The organism is Falsiruegeria sp. JB4-1, from assembly GCF_055693495.1.
Map to the genome: position 1 here is coordinate 2,145,463 of NZ_JBVFTZ010000001.1, position 17,250 is coordinate 2,162,712.

12 protein-coding genes and 4 pseudogenes are annotated in these 17,250 nt (G+C 55.1%); 11 read left to right on the forward strand and 5 right to left on the reverse strand.

The annotated features are described in order from the left end of the window. Positions 1–4 precede the first annotated feature (4 nt). The 3 genes and pseudogenes from ACZ1HE_RS11005 to ntrX all read left to right on the forward strand — a co-directional run bounded on the left by ACZ1HE_RS11005 (position 5) and on the right by ntrX (position 5,169). Positions 5–1,372, forward strand: coding sequence for a response regulator (locus tag ACZ1HE_RS11005; protein WP_472620792.1), 1,368 nt, complete (start codon positions 5–7; stop codon positions 1,370–1,372). Positions 1,373–1,471: 99 nt separating this feature from the next. Continuing rightward, on the forward strand, positions 1,472–3,760 hold the full coding sequence (locus tag ACZ1HE_RS11010) for a sensor histidine kinase NtrY-like (protein ID WP_472620793.1): 2,289 nt from the start codon (positions 1,472–1,474) through the stop codon (positions 3,758–3,760). Continuing rightward, positions 3,753–5,169, forward strand: a pseudogene (gene ntrX, locus ACZ1HE_RS11015) (nitrogen assimilation response regulator NtrX). The gene ACZ1HE_RS11010 and the pseudogene ntrX overlap by 8 nt, the downstream one beginning before the upstream one ends. Before the next feature lie 33 nt (positions 5,170–5,202). Here the strand turns inward: ntrX and ACZ1HE_RS11020 are convergent. Beyond that, on the reverse strand, positions 5,203–5,691 hold the full coding sequence (locus ACZ1HE_RS11020) for a hypothetical protein (protein ID WP_472620794.1): 489 nt from the start codon (positions 5,689–5,691) through the stop codon (positions 5,203–5,205). A 99-nt stretch (positions 5,692–5,790) separates the two neighbouring features. Between ACZ1HE_RS11020 and trkA the strand changes: the two genes are divergently transcribed. The 7 genes and pseudogenes from trkA to ACZ1HE_RS11055 all read left to right on the forward strand — a co-directional run bounded on the left by trkA (position 5,791) and on the right by ACZ1HE_RS11055 (position 11,628). After that, positions 5,791–7,167 (forward strand): Trk system potassium transporter TrkA, encoded by a 1,377-nt coding sequence (gene trkA, locus ACZ1HE_RS11025; protein WP_472620795.1) that lies wholly within the window; start codon positions 5,791–5,793, stop codon positions 7,165–7,167. After that, a pseudogene (locus tag ACZ1HE_RS11030) lies at positions 7,167–8,703 on the forward strand (TrkH family potassium uptake protein). The gene trkA and the pseudogene ACZ1HE_RS11030 overlap by 1 nt, the downstream one beginning before the upstream one ends. A gap of 134 nt (positions 8,704–8,837) precedes the next feature. Then, a complete protein-coding gene (gene hfq, locus ACZ1HE_RS11035) occupies positions 8,838–9,077 on the forward strand; it encodes an RNA chaperone Hfq (RefSeq protein ID WP_007119530.1) in 240 nt (79 codons plus the stop codon). After that, a complete protein-coding gene (hflX, locus tag ACZ1HE_RS11040; protein WP_472620796.1) occupies positions 9,077–10,354 on the forward strand; it encodes a GTPase HflX in 1,278 nt (425 codons plus the stop codon). The genes hfq and hflX overlap by 1 nt, the downstream gene beginning before the upstream one ends. Before the next feature lie 171 nt (positions 10,355–10,525). Beyond that, positions 10,526–11,065, forward strand: a complete 540-nt coding sequence (locus tag ACZ1HE_RS11045) for a dihydrofolate reductase family protein (protein ID WP_472620797.1) — start codon at positions 10,526–10,528, stop codon at positions 11,063–11,065. Beyond that, positions 11,062–11,250: pseudogene (locus ACZ1HE_RS11050) on the forward strand (TetR/AcrR family transcriptional regulator); the annotation flags it as partial. The gene ACZ1HE_RS11045 and the pseudogene ACZ1HE_RS11050, both read left to right, overlap by 4 nt. 159 nt (positions 11,251–11,409) lie before the next feature. Next, positions 11,410–11,628 carry a hypothetical protein gene (locus ACZ1HE_RS11055; RefSeq protein ID WP_472624611.1) on the forward strand — a complete coding sequence of 73 codons (219 nt, stop codon included), beginning with the start codon at positions 11,410–11,412 and terminating at the stop codon, positions 11,626–11,628. A gap of 207 nt (positions 11,629–11,835) precedes the next feature. On the opposite strand, the gene ACZ1HE_RS11060 is transcribed toward ACZ1HE_RS11055, so the two are convergent. From ACZ1HE_RS11060 to hemB, 4 genes and pseudogenes are all read right to left on the reverse strand, one after another. Continuing rightward, complete coding sequence (locus ACZ1HE_RS11060; protein WP_472620798.1) at positions 11,836–12,231, reverse strand: SgcJ/EcaC family oxidoreductase; 396 nt, start codon at positions 12,229–12,231, stop codon at positions 11,836–11,838. A gap of 50 nt (positions 12,232–12,281) precedes the next feature. Further along, positions 12,282–14,746: pseudogene (locus ACZ1HE_RS11065) on the reverse strand (penicillin acylase family protein). A 127-nt stretch (positions 14,747–14,873) separates the two neighbouring features. Then, positions 14,874–15,458, reverse strand: a complete 585-nt coding sequence (locus ACZ1HE_RS11070) for a lipid-binding SYLF domain-containing protein (protein ID WP_472620799.1) — start codon at positions 15,456–15,458, stop codon at positions 14,874–14,876. A gap of 138 nt (positions 15,459–15,596) precedes the next feature. After that, complete coding sequence (gene hemB, locus ACZ1HE_RS11075; protein WP_472620800.1) at positions 15,597–16,595, reverse strand: porphobilinogen synthase; 999 nt, start codon at positions 16,593–16,595, stop codon at positions 15,597–15,599. Between the two features lie 124 nt (positions 16,596–16,719). Here hemB and ACZ1HE_RS11080 point away from each other — a divergent pair, with 124 nt between their 5' ends. Further along, positions 16,720–17,244: a component of SufBCD complex gene (locus ACZ1HE_RS11080; RefSeq protein ID WP_472620801.1), complete on the forward strand. Its 525-nt coding sequence runs from the start codon at positions 16,720–16,722 to the stop codon at positions 17,242–17,244. Positions 17,245–17,250 lie beyond the last annotated feature (6 nt).

A 17,250-nucleotide genomic window follows, 5' to 3' on the forward strand; every position in this document is an offset into this window, starting at 1 on the left:
TGGCATGGATGGCACGGTTCTGGTTGCTGACGACGACCGCACAATTCGCACGGTACTGACCCAGGCGCTGACCCGGGCTGGGTGCAAGGTGCACGCCACCAGCTCGTTGACAACGCTGATGCGGTGGGTTGGCGAAGGCAAGGGTGACGTGGTGATCTCGGACGTGGTCATGCCCGATGGCAACGGGCTGGAGATGCTGCCAAAGATCGCCGAAGACCGCCCAGGCTTGCCGGTCATCGTGATTTCAGCCCAGAACACCATCATGACCGCTATTCAGGCGGCCGAAGCCGAGGCATATGACTATCTACCCAAGCCCTTTGATCTGCCAGATCTTATGAAGCGGACCGCGCGGGCGTTGGAGCAAAAACGCAAAACGCCGACGACACCTGCGGATGAGGCTGGCGAGCGCTCGGATGAATTGCCGCTTGTTGGGCGCACACCGGCCATGCAGGCTCTTTACCGGTTGGTAGCCAAAGTCATGAATACAGACTTGCCGGTGATGATTTCGGGTGAAAGCGGCACGGGTAAATCATTGATCGGCAGAGCTATTCATGACTTTTCAGACCGACGCACCTTGCCCTTTGTGACCGTCACAGGGGCAGACTTGCAGGACCTCGAAGGACCTGCACGGGTTCTTGCAAGGGTTAAGGGCGGTACGCTGCTCATTGACGAAATCACCGATATCGATGACGAGATCCAGGCCCGAATTGTGCGCATGATGGACGCACCGGGAGATCACGTGCCGCGGTTTATGGCGACCAGCCAGGGTGATCTGTCCAAGGCGATGGAGCAAGGGCGCGTGCGCCGGGACTTGTATTATCGCCTGTGCGGAGCGCCGATCCAGGTGCCTGCTTTGCGCGAGCGGGTCGACGATATCCCGTTGCTGACGGAACATTTTCTGGCGCGTGCCGAACGTGATGGCGCTCCCAAACGTTGGCTGAGCAACGAGGCAAAGGAGCTGTTCCGCGTCTACAGCTGGCCCGGCAACGTAAGGCAGTTGGAACACGCTGTACGCCGCCTTGGATTGACCAGCCGCGCAGATGAAATTTCACGAACAGAGGTCGAACTGGTTCTTGGCAGCCAACCCGAAGTCGAACCCGTTCTGGGGGGCGGCGATACCGAGAAATTGTCGGCGTCGGTTGAACGGCATCTTCGGCGCTATTTCGATCTGCACGGGAACATGCTACCCCCGCCGGGTTTGTACCAGCGTATTCTGCGCGAGATTGAGGCACCACTCATTGAAATCGCTTTGGATGCGACGGGTGGAAACCAAGCCAAATGCGCTGACCTTTTGGGGATCAATCGAAATACGCTGCGAAAAAAGATCACCGATCTCGATATTCAGGTGACACGGCGTCGCAAACTGATGTAATATCGCCACACAAACCGTGACATCTGGGTTGTAGCCTAGGACAGATCACGAAATATGGCGGTTCGTCGCGCATGCGACACATCAGAATGAGGGCAGAAGGTGGCAACCCGGTCACAGAACGGGCCAATCTTTTCGATTAGCCGGTGGCGAAAAACCCGAAAAGCCCGCAATATCGGGACCTTGGGCCTTGTGGTTCTGGGCCCTGTTCTGACTCTCGCCACTTTCCTGGCAATTGGTCCATTTGATCAAGGTGCGTCGTCCTTGTCACTGCGACTCATCCTTCTGGCCGATCTCGTCTACATTCTGGTTCTGGCTGCTCTTGTACTGGGGCAAGTGGGGCGTCTGATCGCGGCTCGTAGAGCCAAGTCGGCGGGTTCCCGCCTGCACTTACGCTTGATCGGTGTCTTTGCTCTTTTGGCTCTCATTCCGGCTGTGACGGTTGCGATATTTGCCGGGTTAACGCTCAACGTTGGTCTTGAAGGATGGTTTTCTGATCGGGTTCGTGCCGTGGTTGGTTCGTCACTGACAGCCGCCGAGGCCTATGAGAATGAACAACGCGTAGATCTTTCTGAAGACGCTTTGGTGCTGGCGCAGTTTCTGGACCAAAGTCGTGGCGTCAATTTCTTTATTAACGATGCGGAATTCCGTCAGCTGCTCGCGCAGGGACAATCCCAGATTCAAAGGGGTCTACGCGAGGCTTACGTGATCGATGGCACGGGTGACATCCGGTTTCGTGGTGCCCGCTCTTATCTTTTTGATTTTGAACGACCAAGTCCAGCGCAAATCACCGAGGCCCAGGAGAGGGGGCTACTGATCATACAGGATTGGGACAACAACGAGTTTCGTGCGCTTGTTCCATTGAATGCGTTTTTGGATCGGTACCTCTATGTCAGTCGCGAGGTGGATGGCCAACTGTTGAACCTTCTTGATGACACCAAGGAAACAGCAAAGTTCTATCAGCAACTCGAAAGTGAAAGGGGGCGAGTGCTCTTTCAATTCGGACTGCTTTACTTGGGGTTCGCGGTCATATTGCTTTTGGCGGCTGTATGGTTGGGGTTGTGGTTTGCCGAACGGCTTTCAAGGCCCGTTGGCCGTTTGACCACGGCCGCTCAGCGGGTTGGTGGTGGTGATTTGGCGGTTCAGGTCGTGGATGATGGTGGGGATGACGAGATTGCAATGCTCGGCCGCTACTTCAATCAGATGACCCGACAACTCAAAGGGCAACGCGACGCGCTGCTTGAAAACACCCAACAAATCGAGCAACGGCGGAGGTTGTTTGATTCAGTTTTGTCGTCGGTGACATCGGGTGTTGTTGGTCTTGATCCGGACGGCAAAGTGACCTTTGTCAATCGCTCGGCAGAGCGTCTGTTGGATTGGTCCGGGGCCGAGCAAAGTCTAGCACTGGCAATCGCTGTGCCAGAGTTCTTGCCGTTGTTTGAGGCGCTGGTGTCAACTGGATCCGAGACCGCGCAAGGAGAGGTCAAGGTGACCCGCAAGGGTCGGTTGGAAAACCTTCTGGTCCGATTGGCCACCCGCCGTGGAGAGGATGGTGGGTTGGAAGGCTATGTTGTTGCTTTTGATGATGTTACAGATCTCGTCAGTGCGCAACGCATGGCAGCTTGGGGCGATGTCGCTCGGAGAATTGCGCATGAGATCAAAAATCCTTTGACGCCAATTCAGTTGAGCGCGGAACGGATCAAAAGAAAATTCTCGCGGATGCTGCCAGAAGAGGACAGCGAAAAGCTTGAATCGATGACAGATGTGATCGTTCGCCAGACCAATGATCTGCGTCGCATTGTCGACGAATTCTCTAAGTTTGCTCGTATGCCGGAACCGGATCGTCGGGCCGAAGATCTGACTCAGTTGGTTCGCGATGCCGTGTTGCTGCAAGAAACTGGTCAACCTGATTTGCGGATCCTGTCAGATTTGCCAGAACAACCGATCATGACGGATGTCGACGCGACAATGTTGTCGCAGGCTCTGACCAACCTGATCAAGAACGCAGGCGAAGCGATTGCGACGCTTAAACAAAAGGGCGCTCCTGAGAACTTGGATCCGCAAATTCATGTAAGTCTGAACGAAGGTGATGCGGGTATTACGATCAAGATTGCCGACAACGGTATAGGCCTGCCTGAAGATCGGGCGCGGCTCTTTGAGCCCTATGTTACCACACGCGACGAAGGCACCGGACTGGGATTGCCGATCGTCAAGAAAATCATCGAAGAACACGGCGGCACTCTCACACTCGAGGATGCGCCGGTATTTGACGGACAGGACCATTTTGGCGCGATGGCCGTGATCCGGTTGATGCGGACCGATCCGCGAAAATCCAAAGCGCCGATGGAACAGGCGACAAAGAAATTAGTGAAAGCAGGACAAGATGAGTGACATTCTGATCGTCGACGACGAACGCGATATTCGTGAGTTGGTTTCCGATATCCTGGAGGACGAAGGATTTTCGACCCGTTTGGCAGGAAACTCGGATGAATGCATGAACGAGATCAATTCGGAACCTCCGGGCCTGTTGATCCTGGATATCTGGCTCAAGGACAGCCGCATGGACGGGATCGACATTCTGAAGGCCGTCAAACGGGACAATCCAGACGTTCCTGTGGTCATCATATCTGGTCACGGCAACATCGAAATTGCGGTAGCTGCCATCAAGCAGGGCGCCTATGATTTTATCGAAAAGCCGTTCAACATCGACCAGTTGATGGTTGTGATCCGTCGAGCGATGGAAGCGTCACGTTTGCGTCGGGAAAACAGCGCGCTGAAGCGACGCGAAGTTACAAGCTCTGACATGATTGGCAGTTCGGCAGCATATCGGACGATGGTAGGGCAGCTTGATAAGGTTACCAAATCCAATGGCCGCGTCATGCTGAAAGGTCCGGCAGGAGCTGGCAAAGAAATCGCGGCGCGTTACATCCATGCACATTCCAACCGCGCCAACGCGCCATTTGTGACCGTAAACTGTGCCGGTATTGAACCTGAGCGTGTGGAAGAGGTGCTGTTTGGCCGCGAGTCGACTGAACGTGGTGTGGAATCGGGGCTGTTGGAACAGGCGCATGGCGGTGTTGTCTATTTTGATGAAGTTGCTGACATGCCCCTGGGTACGCAGTCGAAAATCCTGCGGGTTCTGGTCGATCAACAGTTCCAACGCGTTGGCGGAAGCGACAAGGTTCGAGTTGATTTGCGGGTGATTTCTTCGACCAACAAAGACCTTGATGCCGAGATCTCGAGCCGAACGTTTCCGCGAAGAGCTTTATCATCGTCTGAACGTGGTGCCGATTGCTGTGCCATCGCTTGAGGAACGTCGCGAAGATATCCCTGTATTGGCAGATCACTTTATCGAAATGTGCAATTCTTCCCAGGGTCTGCCGCAGCGCGAGCTCAGCGAGGAAGCGGTGGCATTGATGCAAACAATGCAATGGCCCGGAAACGTGCGGCAACTTAAGAACCTGGTGGAGCGGGTATTGATCTTGGGTGATAGCGGCGGTCCGATCGAAGCACGTGAATTGCCGAATGAAGAAGAAAAACAGTCAGACGACGGGCGTGTGGTGTTGTCGGGTGCCCTTGCTACCTTGCCGCTGCGTGAGGCGCGAGAAGCGTTTGAAAGGGAATACCTGCTGACTCAGATCAATCGGTTTGGAGGCAATATCAGTCGAACGGCCAGTTTTGTTGGAATGGAGCGCAGCGCTCTGCACCGCAAGCTGAAGTCTTTGGGCGTCGTAACTTCGACTAAGGCCGGTGCCCGTGTCGCGCATGTCGACGAAGAGACAACGGAAGCGGCGGAGTAATCCGCCGCTTCTGGCGATTGTTTTCCCAGAACGTCAGTTTGGTTTTGAGGCCACCTGAGACACGATCTGGTAGCTGTCGTCGTTGTTTTTGATGTAACAGGACGTTCCCGTCAGGACTGGCAGTTTTGTGGTGCGGGCTGGGGATACACTGGCCTTTACCCCGCTTGAGCATTGTGGAATCGAAACCGGGCTATACCCCTTGGATGCCATGCATTGCGTGAGGACCCGGTTGCGCAAATCCTTGTTCACATCGACCGAATAGACACCACCATCGGCCCAAAATCCGGGCCGGTACCAACAATTCCCGTATCCGTCGCAAATTGGATAGCCGGGATAATAAATCGGTGGGCGTTGGCGAATTTCCTGGGCTACCGGCGCATCCTTTAGCGCTTTGACTTCGCATTGGGTTTGGTCGGTCTGCAATCGCGAGACCGTCGCACCCGGCTTGTAGTAAACATCCAAGGGGCTGGAACAGGCCCCCAGAACCATCGCAAGCGTCAGAAAACCTAGAGCTTTTTTCATAACGCCATTTTGCGCGCTTGATTTGCTTTTTACAATTGAATTGACGCTCAACCCCCCATCTGCCATTCAAAACTCTCAGGCAGTAAAGGGCCAAGGTGTATGAAGGTCATAATTTGCGGGGCCGGTCAGGTTGGTTGGCAAATCGCGCGTCACCTGTCAGGCGAGCTCAATGACGTAACTGTCGTGGACAACAACCCCGACTTGGTTCGACGCGCAACCGATACGCTGGATGTTCAGGGTATTGCAGGTTTTGCCAGCTACCCGGATGTTCTAGATCGGGCCGGTGCTCGCGATGCGGACATGATCATTGCTGCCACTCATTCCGACGAAGTGAACATGGTCACTTGTCAGGTGGCCCATTCGGTCTTTGGTATTCAGCGAAAGATCGCACGCCTCCGGTCGCAGAGCTACCTCACAGCAATTTACTCGGACTTGTACCGTCGCGATCATCTGCCCATCGACGTTGTCATCAGCCCTGAACGTGAGGTCGCCGCCGCTGCCATGCGTCGTTTGTCGGCGCCTGCAGCTTTTGACACGGAAACCTTCATGAATGGTCAAGCCCAGTTGTTGGGCATCGTAATTCACGAAGATTGCCCGATCATCAACACTCCACTACGGCAACTGACCGATCTGTTTTCGACCTTACGCTCGATTGTTGTTGGCGTTCGGCGCGAGGGGACGCTCTTTGCCCCAGAGCCGGGCGATCAGCTTTTTGTAGGGGATCAGTGCTATGTGTTCTCTCATGTCGAAGACGTGAACAGAACTATGGATGTCTTTGGTAAGACACAGAAAAAACAGGATCGCGTTGTCATTGTCGGAGGCGGAAACGTTGGTTTGGAGGTGGCAAGCACACTGGAAGACCAGGAAAAACGCATTCGCTCGAAGGTGATCGAAAGGGACCGGGCCTCGGCGGAACGCGCAGCCGAAGCTTTGGAGCGGACCATTGTATTGAATGGCGATGGTCTGGATGCGGCCCTTTTGAAAGAGGCCGGGATTGAACGCGCGGACGCGATGTTGGCAGTGACTGATGACGACAAGACCAACATGTTGGCGGCTGTGCGGGCTAAAGCCGAAGGGTGCCCGTTGGCCATTGCCCTGATCAATGATCCCACGTTGGTTCCGCTGATGAGCCCCATGGGTATCGACGCCTACATCAATCCACGTGCGACCACTGTCAGTTCGATCCTGCGCCACATTCGCCACGGTCGCGTTCGGCAAGTCTATTCCATAGGGGATGCCGAGGCTGAAGTGATCGAGGCAGAAGTCCTTTCGACATCGCCCATGGCTGGAGCAAGGCTCAGAGACATAGATTTCCCTGAAGGTGTTCTTGTAGGTGCAGTTCTAAAAGGTGAAGAGGTTGTGCGGCCAACCGGTGGGTTGCGTATCGACGAAGGGGATGTTGTCGCCATCTTTTCGATGGCGGATGATGTACCAGAGGTCGAGCGGCTCATGCAGGTCTCGATCGACTTTTTCTGATGACGCGGGTTCAAAAGCCAAAGGTCGGATTGTTACGGCGCTTGCCGCTGTTTCTGTTGATCTGGGGTTTTGCATCGCTTTCAATGTGGATCCCGGCCGGTCATGCGCTCTATCTGGACAACCACCCCGTTTCCCGGTCGTTTTTCTATTCCGGAATTCTGGGGTTATTTGGCGTGGTGATGATCACCATTGCGGTCAGCGGGCACACACCCAAACGCGGCGCTCTGGGGCAGCTGTTGGTTCTGTTGGCAACTTTTGCAGTTTTACCGGTGTTTTTGGCGATTCCGTTTCATGATGCGCTGCAGACGACAAGCTTTCTCAATGCATATTTCGACATGGTAAGCGCTATTACGACTACGGGTGCAGATCTTTTTAATGAACCCGGTCGCTTGGCTGACCCGTTGCATTTGTGGCGTGCACAGGTCGGATGGTTCGGTGGCTTGTTGATGTGGATTGCGGCTTCAGCCATCCTGGCTCCTTTGTCACTCGGTGGGTTTGAAGTCACCGCGCGCGGGCAACCAGGGCGGACGGTTCCTGGTTTCAATCAGGCCGAACTCAGTGACCCGCGAGGACGGTTGATCCGGATAACCCGCACACTGGCGCCGATTTATGCTGGTTTGACGCTGGTGATGTCGATCCTGCTGATGATCGCAGGCGAGCAGGGCCTGACGGCGATCTGTCACGCCATGTCCGTCATGGCGACGTCTGGCATCTCTCCGGTAGGCGGTATCGGGGGATCAACTGCAGGGCTGACTGGCGAAGCGATCCTTTTCTTGTTCATGTTTTTTGCTCTGTCCCGCCTGACTTTTTCGGCCGACACGGCAAGCCAGGGCTACGCGCGACTGGATAAGGACCCGGAATTCCGCATTGGGTTGATGATCGTCATTGGCGTGCCGGTTCTTTTGTTCTTTCGACATTGGCTGGCGGCCTATGACGTCGATATGGTTGGGGATCCAACACTTGCGCTGCGTTCCTTGTGGGGGGATGTTCACTGTTTTGTCCTTCTTGACCACAACGGGCTTTGAAAGTTCAGACTGGGAGGAGGCACGCACTTGGTCGGGGTTGGGCACTCCAGGCTTGATCCTGATGGGGCTCGCGCTGATCGGTGGCGGAGTGGCCACCACGGCGGGCGGTGTAAAGCTGCTGCGGGTGTTTGCGCTCTATTTGAACGGCCTGCGCGAGATGGAGCGCCTGGTTCACCCTTCGTCAGTCAGCGGCGAGGGGGTTGGCAACCGTCGTATCCAAAAAGATGGGGCGTTCATTGCGTGGATTTTCTTCATGCTGTTCGCTCTGTCTCTGGCTTTGATTTCAGTCGTGTTGGCTGCCTTGGGGTCCAGCTTGGAAGAGGCTTTGGTACTCAGTATCGCGGCGCTTTCGACTACCGGGCCATTGATCATTTTTGCTGCAGAAGACCCCATTCGTTTGGCTGAACTGAGTGGTGCATCCAAAATTGTCCTGTGTTTCGCCATGGTTCTGGGGAGATTGGAAACACTTGCAATCATCGCCTTGTTGACGCCAACGCTCTGGCGAAATTAGGCCATTGAAGCTGACGTAAGGTTAGCATGGTGCTTTTTATGGCTGGAATCTCATTTCACCTCACTCCATACTCCCCTTGGAGGGACGTACTGGTCCGCAGTGCGTAGCAAGAACAAAGGCGAGAATTAAAGAAAATGGCTTCGGACAGACAGAATCTTCAGGATGCGTTCCTGAATCATGTGCGGAAAACCAAGGTTCCGGTAACTATTTTTCTGATCAACGGTGTGAAATTGCAGGGTGTTATCACCTGGTTCGACAATTTCTGCGTGCTGCTGCGCCGCGACGGACAGTCGCAGTTGGTGTACAAGCATGCGATCTCGACCATCATGCCGTCCCAGCCGATCAGCCTGTATGAGGGCGAAGACGCCTCTTGATGGAACATGAAAGGGAGCTGACCCGCGCTTGGGTCCTGCATCCCGAGATTAAATCAGACGAAAACCGCCGTGTTCCCGAACCGGCGCTTGAAGAGGCCGTTTCTCTTGCCGCGGCATTACCCGATCTGGATGTGATCGGATCCGGTATCGTGCGCCTGCCAAAACCACAGCCCGGATACCTGTTTGGCTCGGGCAAGATCGAAGAGCTTGGGGCGCAATTCAAGGCCAATGAGGTCGAACTGGTCCTGATCGACGGGCCGGTCACCCCGGTGCAGCAGCGCAATCTGGAAAAGGCGTGGAAGGTCAAGATCCTCGACCGAACCGGCCTGATCCTTGAGATATTCAGCGACCGGGCGAGGACCCGTGAAGGTGTGTTGCAGGTTGAAATGGCCGCGCTGTCTTACCAACGGACCCGACTTGTCCGCGCCTGGACCCACCTGGAACGACAGCGGGGCGGATTGGGGTTTGTTGGCGGACCTGGTGAAACCCAGATCGAGGCTGACCGCCGCGCTATCGATGATCAATTGGTTCGACTGAGGCGGCAGTTGGAAAAGGTCGTGAAGACACGCACTTTGCACCGAGCTGCTCGCGCCAAGGTGCCGTATCCGATCGTTGCTCTTGTAGGCTACACCAATGCCGGTAAATCGACCTTGTTCAATCGTTTGACCGGGGCCGAGGTCATGGCCAAGGACATGTTGTTTGCTACCTTGGATCCAACCATGCGACGTGTGGTTTTGCCGGACGGCCCCGAGATTATTCTGTCTGATACCGTTGGATTTATTTCAAATTTGCCAACCGAACTCGTGGCGTCATTTAGGGCAACGCTGGAAGAAGTCCTTGGAGCCAATCTGGTGGTTCATGTCCGCGACATCAGCCATGCTGATACCGAAAGTCAGGCACTGGATGTGGAAACCATTTTGAATTCACTTGGCGTGGAAGATGACCGGCCGCGTATCGAGGTGTGGAACAAGCTGGACCAGGTTGACCCGGATGAACGCGATGCAATCTTGGCCAAGACCGACCGCGAAGACGACATTTTTGCCATTTCTGCGCTGACGGGGCAGGGGCTGGACAATTTGCTGGAGGCGATTGCGGTCAAGCTACAAGGGGCTCGACATACCAGCGTGCTTGAGCTCGGGTTTGCAGATGGTCGCCAACGCGCATGGCTGTTCCAGCAAGATATCGTTCAGGAAGAAGAACAGACCGAGAGCGGCTTCACCTTGACGGTGCATTGGACGGACAAACAAGAGGCACAGTTTAAGGCGCTTGGGTCGTGATGGCCTGGGGCGGCTCCTTTTTGTTCTGAGTTTGAACTGCTGACAACTCTAAAATACGTCTCGAATTTTCAGGTTGTGTAAGTCAGGCGCTAGCGGCTCGGTGGGGCTTGCTTGAACACCTGTGCGCTTTAAATTATACGTTGTATAAATATTCAAGTAAGGGGATCCAAGATGCCGATCGGACAAATTATGATGGCGATGACTTTGGATGGGTTCGTTGCCAGAAAGGATCATTCGCTTGACTGGCTGATGAAACAGCCGACCCAAGCAGAGGACCACGGTTTCTTTGAATTTATGGACAGCATTGATGTTCTGGTTATGGGAACCGGGTCGCTCAAGACTGTGCTTGGGTTTGACGAATGGCCATACAACAAACCGGTTGTCGTGCTTAGTCGATCAATGACCCAGGACGACATTCCGGTGGAACTACATGACAAAGTGGAGTTTTCAACGGCACATCCAAAAGAACTTTGGGCAGATTTTTCCAAACGCGGTTTCGCCCGTGTTTATGTTGACGGCGGTGCGATCATTCAGTCGTTTTTTAAGGAAGGGCTTATTCGCGACATCAAAGTTTCCATAATCCCAATTTTGATTGGAGAAGGCATTCGCATCTTCGGAGAACTGAACGGCGATATTGACCTCGAACTCATGTCTTCCCAGGGTTTCCCTTCTGGGGCGGTTGACCTGGTTTACCGGGTGAAAGGTGCATGACGCCCAAGTCTGCCGCAGGGCGGCCTCACAAATCGAAACAGCGACTATCGAAGCAACTCATTCTTCAGACAGCAATGCCGATCATTCAACAGGACGGGATCGACGCCCTGACATTCAGGGTGCTTGCACAACGTCTGGACGTTACCCCGATGGCAATAAACTATCATTCGGGAAGCAAGCATGCCTTGGTCGCAGATCTTGTCAGGACTGCATTTAGGGGTACTTTGACAGACGTAGAAGGCAGCGATCCTCGGGGTTTGGCACGAAGAATTTTAGCTTCGTATTACGCACGAGCCCTTCAACATGCCAACCTGTTGCGGGCAATTTTGGACGACATCTCATTGATGAGTGATGAACTTGTTCAAATAACGGATGAACTTAGGCAAAACACACAGGCATTGGCCAACGGCGATCCGGGCGACGTCCTATTGCATTTGTTGATCGATTACACCCACGGGTTTGTGCTTTCGGCCTCCGCAGGCAAAAACAACCCGCTGACTGTGCAGGACTATTTGCGTGGAGTAGATTGGGTTCTGGCTCGAGCATCAAGCGCGTGTGAATAGCTTGAACATCGGGAAACCTGAATCGTCCACCACTTTTGGAAATCAAAGGTACCAACGCTCTGGATGAAAACGGTATGGTGCGACCAAAACCGGCTTCATTCCAGACGGGGCGACCATTCGGTTCGATCATGGCTCATAAGGTGACGTCACTTTAGTTTGCCGCAGGACAATTGACCTGCGAACGCTCCACGCATCCGGGCCTCGGCTTTAGGCCCCATCGATTTGCCTTTGGTATTCGTCAGCGTCGAACCAGCCTTTCGACGACACGACCTGCAACTCGTCATTCAGGTCCCATTCCTCCCAACCGCCAACGACGACGTGGTTTTTGGTTTCGGCATGGTGCCCCTCTAGCGTCCAGATAAACACGGCATGCGATCCGGCCTTTCGCATCAGATCACATCGCACTTCAAGATCTGGGAACTCTGCATAAAACCCTGCGGCCATTTCAGCGACGGCAGCCCGGCCCTTGATGGGATCCCCGCGGTTGATCACGATTTCGCCGTCAACGGCGTAAAAGGAGGCCACAGCTTCGGGTTCGCCGGAACTCCAGGCCAGCGCATAGTCCCGCGCCAGCTTTTGTAAGATGTCTTGCGCAGTTGCCATCGTGTATCTCTCCCATTTGGGGAAGCCTACGCGAAATGACAGCGTTACGTCTATGGCGCAGGGTGTAGGACAGTCACCCCAACGGCGGCTGCGCGCGCAAGTTCGGAGTCCAGCGACATCGGGATGTACTCGCCGCGCCGCCAAAGCTGCGCCATGTCGTCATAGTGGCGAGACAGGAAATGGCCTGATTGCCCGGTCGATGTGATAAAGACCGAACTGTCAGGATCGGCAAAGTCATAAACGCCACGATACCCTGCACCATGCACGTTGTAGAACGGATTGGGATCCTCGCCAGATGTCCGGCCCCGCTGCAACGTGTTGTCACCGCCGCTGGTGGATTGCCGAATGTTCACAAAAAACCGCAGGACAGGCGCTTTACCCAGAGTTGGGTGATCATGGGTTGCCTGATGCGCATCCCCCCAACGTAAGGACTCGAGTGCTGTACCGTATCGGTCCGAAATCCATACCAAGGCGTCATCCAAAGCAAGGTGCGCCATTTCCGTGCAGGTTTCATCCGGAGCACTCTGGCGGACATTGCACCAGGCTGACGCGCCATCGACGTCGCGAAAAACACGTTCGATGAACAGGGGCTCCACATGCTTGAATTCTTTTGCCAGCGGGCCCAATTCATCGGAGATCAGCCGATTTTGCAACGCGCGCAACCAGGCCGCATAGATAAGCGGTTCTGGCAGATGTTCGTTCATTTCACCGTTCCATTCAGCCAGAAGCGACAAGGCAATCTGACGTTGACGCTCGGGCGTGCCGTCGGGAGCAGCCTGACCCGTGAACCAAAGATCAGCCCCGATGAGCGGCAAAAGAGTTCGAGCGGTGGGGCTAACCGGATCCAATTGAGCTTCGATGAAACTATCGCGAGTATGTACCTGACGCGATTGCATCAAGCGCTGCCATCGATTGACACGTTGTGTGTCTCCCCATGAGTACGAAACATGGTTTGGAAACGGGCGCTCGACCAATTTGTTGTTTGTATTGCCCAGCAGGCCTCCGCGCGGGCTGATGAATTGCGGATTGGCGGCATAAGGCGCACGTCCCAGCCATCTGTTTTCGTCGCGCCATCCTTGCGAGGGCAGGCGGCCCTTACCCTGATTGCGCGTGTCGCGTCGTGGCATTGCGCCAATCATCTTCAAACCAACGGTTTCGCCGTCGGCCACAGTTAGGTTCAGGGAAGGCGCCACGAAATTTTCTGCGGTGCGAATGGCATCGCGCACGGTCGAGGTGCGCATCAAACCCATGGATGCAGTCAGAGAGGTGTCTTTGGGACTTAACGCCGTCCAACTCAGCGAGACCACATGGCCAGGAGGAGTTACAGTTGCCAGGTCATACATGCTTCCGGGCAAGACCGGGCCGTTCTCTGTCCAGCGCAGAGTCAGCGTGATGGGGGGCATCCTTAATCTCAATAATCGACGGTCGAGTGTCAAAGGGTTTGAAGCCGTCAGGGGTCAGGTATTCTTCAGGGTTTTGGGAATTCAACTGCTCGATAAATAGATCCTGATCATCCATGTAAGACGATGTCAGGCCCCATCCCATCTTATTGCTGCGTCCGATTAAGATGGATGGCACCCCAGGTATGCTCGGCACCGATCACACCACCGCCTTGAAGTTCGAGGCGCGCCAGATACCAGGTAGATGGAGCGGCAAACCCTAAGTGAGGGTCGTTGGCCAGCAAGGTTCCACCGGCAGCCGAACGTGTCGGGTCTGCGGCCCATGCGTTCGACGCCCCGGACAGCCCCCGCTTTGGAAATGGCGACAGGGGGAAACTGGCATTGAGGGCCCCTCCGCATAGCGGGGAACGTCGGGAAAAAGCTGGGCGTACTCCGGCAGGGCGGCCACTCCAGTGCCGGGGATATCGGGCAGGATGTCGAGAAGCCGGTCAGGGTCATTAAGCATTAGCGAAGTGCGGGCGCGCAGAACTTCTTCTTCGAGATGACCGGTCAATTGCAAGGCCATCAGCTTTATGATGGCCAGGCTGTCGCCTGGTTGCCAGGGGGCAATCGGGGCATTGAACAAGAACATCTCGGGTGCTCCGCGACCCAGTGCTTCCCGGTTTATCTCGGCCAAACGGGCGTTGACGCCGCGCGGCATAGGCGCGCAATGCGTCCTTGGTATAGTCGTCCTGAACCTCAACTGACTGCAAAGCTAGACGATAAAGATCGAGGCGGCGCATCAAGCGGTCGATGCGTACTGTGCGCTCACCAAACACTTCTGACAGCCGACCCTGCACTGTGCGGCGGAAAATGGTCATCTGCCACAACCGATCCTGTGCATGAGCATAGCCCATACCAAAAAAGACATCTGGATCGTCTTGACCAAAGATGTGAGGCACGTTGGCGTTGTCGCGAACGATTTCGACCGGGGCACCGAGCCCCTGAACCTCGACCGTTTGATTGTATTCGGGCAAAGACTGGCTGGCTAGAAAATAGACCAGCACCACGCCTCCCACCACCAGTGCAATCAAACCGGCGGCAATGCGCAGAAGCCAACGAAACAGAAGAGCCATGAAGATCCCGCAAAAGGTTTGGATGGGCGATACGGAGGCACCCTAATTCATGGCGTGGACAGGGAAAAGGCCTGCCGTAACAGCAGGCCCTGCAAAGTCAGTACTTGTTTTCGGGCGGTGATCGGTATCAAGGAATGATACGCGTGTATTTTGTACCTTCCAGAGTTGCGCCAACTCGCAGACCGGCCCGGCCAAATACGGCCGCAAGAACTGGCGAACGCAGAGTGTTCGTATCCGCTGCCAGGGAATCGCCCTGATCGCTGACCACATACTCGAGGTCGGCGCCAGCCGACCATCCGCTGGATTGGCGAAACTCGTTCAGCGCGTCCTGGGTCATGAAGAACAGAACATGGGCGTATTGTTGTGCGCCAATCTGGAACCCGGCACTGCCTTTCACGGCTGAATAGTAGTCAACCGAAACACCGTTGATCCGCAATGCGCCCTGACCATAGCCTGCACCAAAAACAAAGCCGGCTTCGGTCAGCAGAGGCATCACCAGCATGCCAGAGGCTTTGTTGGCGATCTCAATGGTGTTGGGGAACTGGTTGTACATTTCGTTCAGCGTCGAATCCACGCGCGCGTCGATCGTTGCTGCATTGTTGTTGCCGACACCGTTGCCGCAAGCGGCTGTAACGGTCAATCCAGCCAAGCCAAGGCCGAAGCCGCGACGCGAAACGCGCGGGTTTGCGCGGGATGTGATGGAACTGCTCATGTCATTTCTCTGTATTTTTGCCTGATTAAGCCGGATTTTTCCGGTCTTGCCGCGACTTTACGCGGATTGTTGCTCGCTGTCACGGGGGCAGCGTGCTTTCGGCGGGTTGTCGCCGTGAATTTGGTCTAAAATTGCCCTCTATCCCTGTAAAATTTGGGCCACTCTAGGCGCAAAATAAGTCAAAACGCCGTCGCAGCCCGCGCGTTTGAACGCTGTCAGACTTTCCAGCATGACTTTGTCACCATCGATCCAACCGTTCTGAGCAGCAGCTTGCACCATCGCGTATTCGCCGGAGACTTGATAGGCATAGGTCGGCACACCGAAGCCATCTTTTACGCGGCGGCAGATATCCAGATAGGGCATGCCGGGCTTGACCATGACCATATCCGCGCCCTCGGTCAGGTCGCGTTCGATCATCCGCAGGGCTTCGTTGCCGTTGGCGGGATCCATCTGATAGGTCTTTTTATCCCCAGTCAGTGCGCCCGAGGCCCCGACCGCATCGCGAAAGGGTCCGTAAAAGGCACTGGCGTATTTCGCGGCATAGCTCAGGATCATGACGTTGTGATGACCGGCCCCTTCAAGAGCCCGCCGCATCGCTCCGATCCGCCCGTCCATCATGTCCGAGGGTCCGATGATGTCGGCGCCTGCATCCGCTTGTGCCAGTGTCATTTTCACCAGAGCCTCGATTGTGCGGTCGTTTACAATCTCGCCGTTTTCGACATACCCGTCGTGACCGTTGATGTTGTAGGGGTCCAGAGCCACGTCGGTCATCACAGCGATGTCCGGAGCCGCGGCTTTGATTGCGCGAATGGCGCGATTTGAAAGGTTGTCGGGGTTCCACGCTTCGGCGCAATCCTCGGTCTTCAAACTGGCGTCTGTGTAAGGAAAGATGCAGATCGCGGGAATGCCAAGCGCCTGCGCTTCGACTGCAGCCTTGGCGATCAGGTCAACCGAGCGTCGGACTACACCGGGCATCGAGGGTACGGGCTCTTCGATCCCTTCACCATCACGTACAAAAACCGGCCAGATCATGTCGTTGACGGTCAAAACATTCTCACGCACGAGGCCGCGAATGGCTTCGGACTGGCGGGTTCTGCGGGCGCGGGCAGCCGGATAGGGGGCAATCGTCGGTTTCATGGCGCGGACTCCTTGCACAATTGCCCATTGGGTGGCATGGAAATGCTTCGGTCTTCAAGAGTACCAATGGCCGCGATTGGCCGATAAGTCACGAACATGGACCGCGAGCACAGGGGCAAGGTAGTTGAATTGGTATTCCTCGATATTCGAGCTCATCGATATGCGGAGCTTCTCGAACCTGTGGTTTTGGATTGCCCTGGCGGTTGTGTGGTCTTCTGCCAGCCACTGGATTTTGGGTGTGCCATTCGACATGGTACTACGTGCGCGCCGCGTTGGAGGTCAGGCAGCCGTTGATCTGCAAGATATCACGCGGGTGAACGTTAATCGTGTCCTCTATGTTGTTGAAGTTTCAGGATTGTGGCTGTTGGGACTTGTCTGTTTCCTACTGTCTGCACTCGCCGTTCTGGGCTTTTATTACTGGGTGGAATTTGCGCAAGCTCTGTTTCTGTTGGGGTTTCCGCTATCGCTTGTGGGTCTTGTGAACCTGACGACCGCGCGCAGAATTCGCAGAGAAGAACTGCAAGGGGCTGATCTGTCAAAACGCTTGGTTCGTTGTCGGATCTACACTCAGATTATCGGAATGATCTCAATTTTCTTTACCGCGTTGTTTGGCATGTACCAAAACCTGTCTATCGGCGTTCTTGGGTAATCTGCA

Coding starts and splice junctions, on each gene's coding strand:
- ACZ1HE_RS11005 (WP_472620792.1), top strand. CDS start 5: ATGGATGGCACGGTTCTGGTTGCTGACGACGACCGCACAATTCGCACG.
- ACZ1HE_RS11020 (WP_472620794.1), bottom strand. CDS start 5,691: ATGAAAAAAGCTCTAGGTTTTCTGACGCTTGCGATGGTTCTGGGGGCC.
- trkA (WP_472620795.1), top strand. CDS start 5,791: ATGAAGGTCATAATTTGCGGGGCCGGTCAGGTTGGTTGGCAAATCGCG.
- hfq (WP_007119530.1), top strand. CDS start 8,838: ATGGCTTCGGACAGACAGAATCTTCAGGATGCGTTCCTGAATCATGTG.
- hflX (WP_472620796.1), top strand. CDS start 9,077: ATGGAACATGAAAGGGAGCTGACCCGCGCTTGGGTCCTGCATCCCGAG.
- ACZ1HE_RS11045 (WP_472620797.1), top strand. CDS start 10,526: ATGCCGATCGGACAAATTATGATGGCGATGACTTTGGATGGGTTCGTT.
- ACZ1HE_RS11055 (WP_472624611.1), top strand. CDS start 11,410: ATGAGTGATGAACTTGTTCAAATAACGGATGAACTTAGGCAAAACACA.
- ACZ1HE_RS11060 (WP_472620798.1), bottom strand. CDS start 12,231: ATGGCAACTGCGCAAGACATCTTACAAAAGCTGGCGCGGGACTATGCG.
- ACZ1HE_RS11070 (WP_472620799.1), bottom strand. CDS start 15,458: ATGAGCAGTTCCATCACATCCCGCGCAAACCCGCGCGTTTCGCGTCGC.
- hemB (WP_472620800.1), bottom strand. CDS start 16,595: ATGAAACCGACGATTGCCCCCTATCCGGCTGCCCGCGCCCGCAGAACC.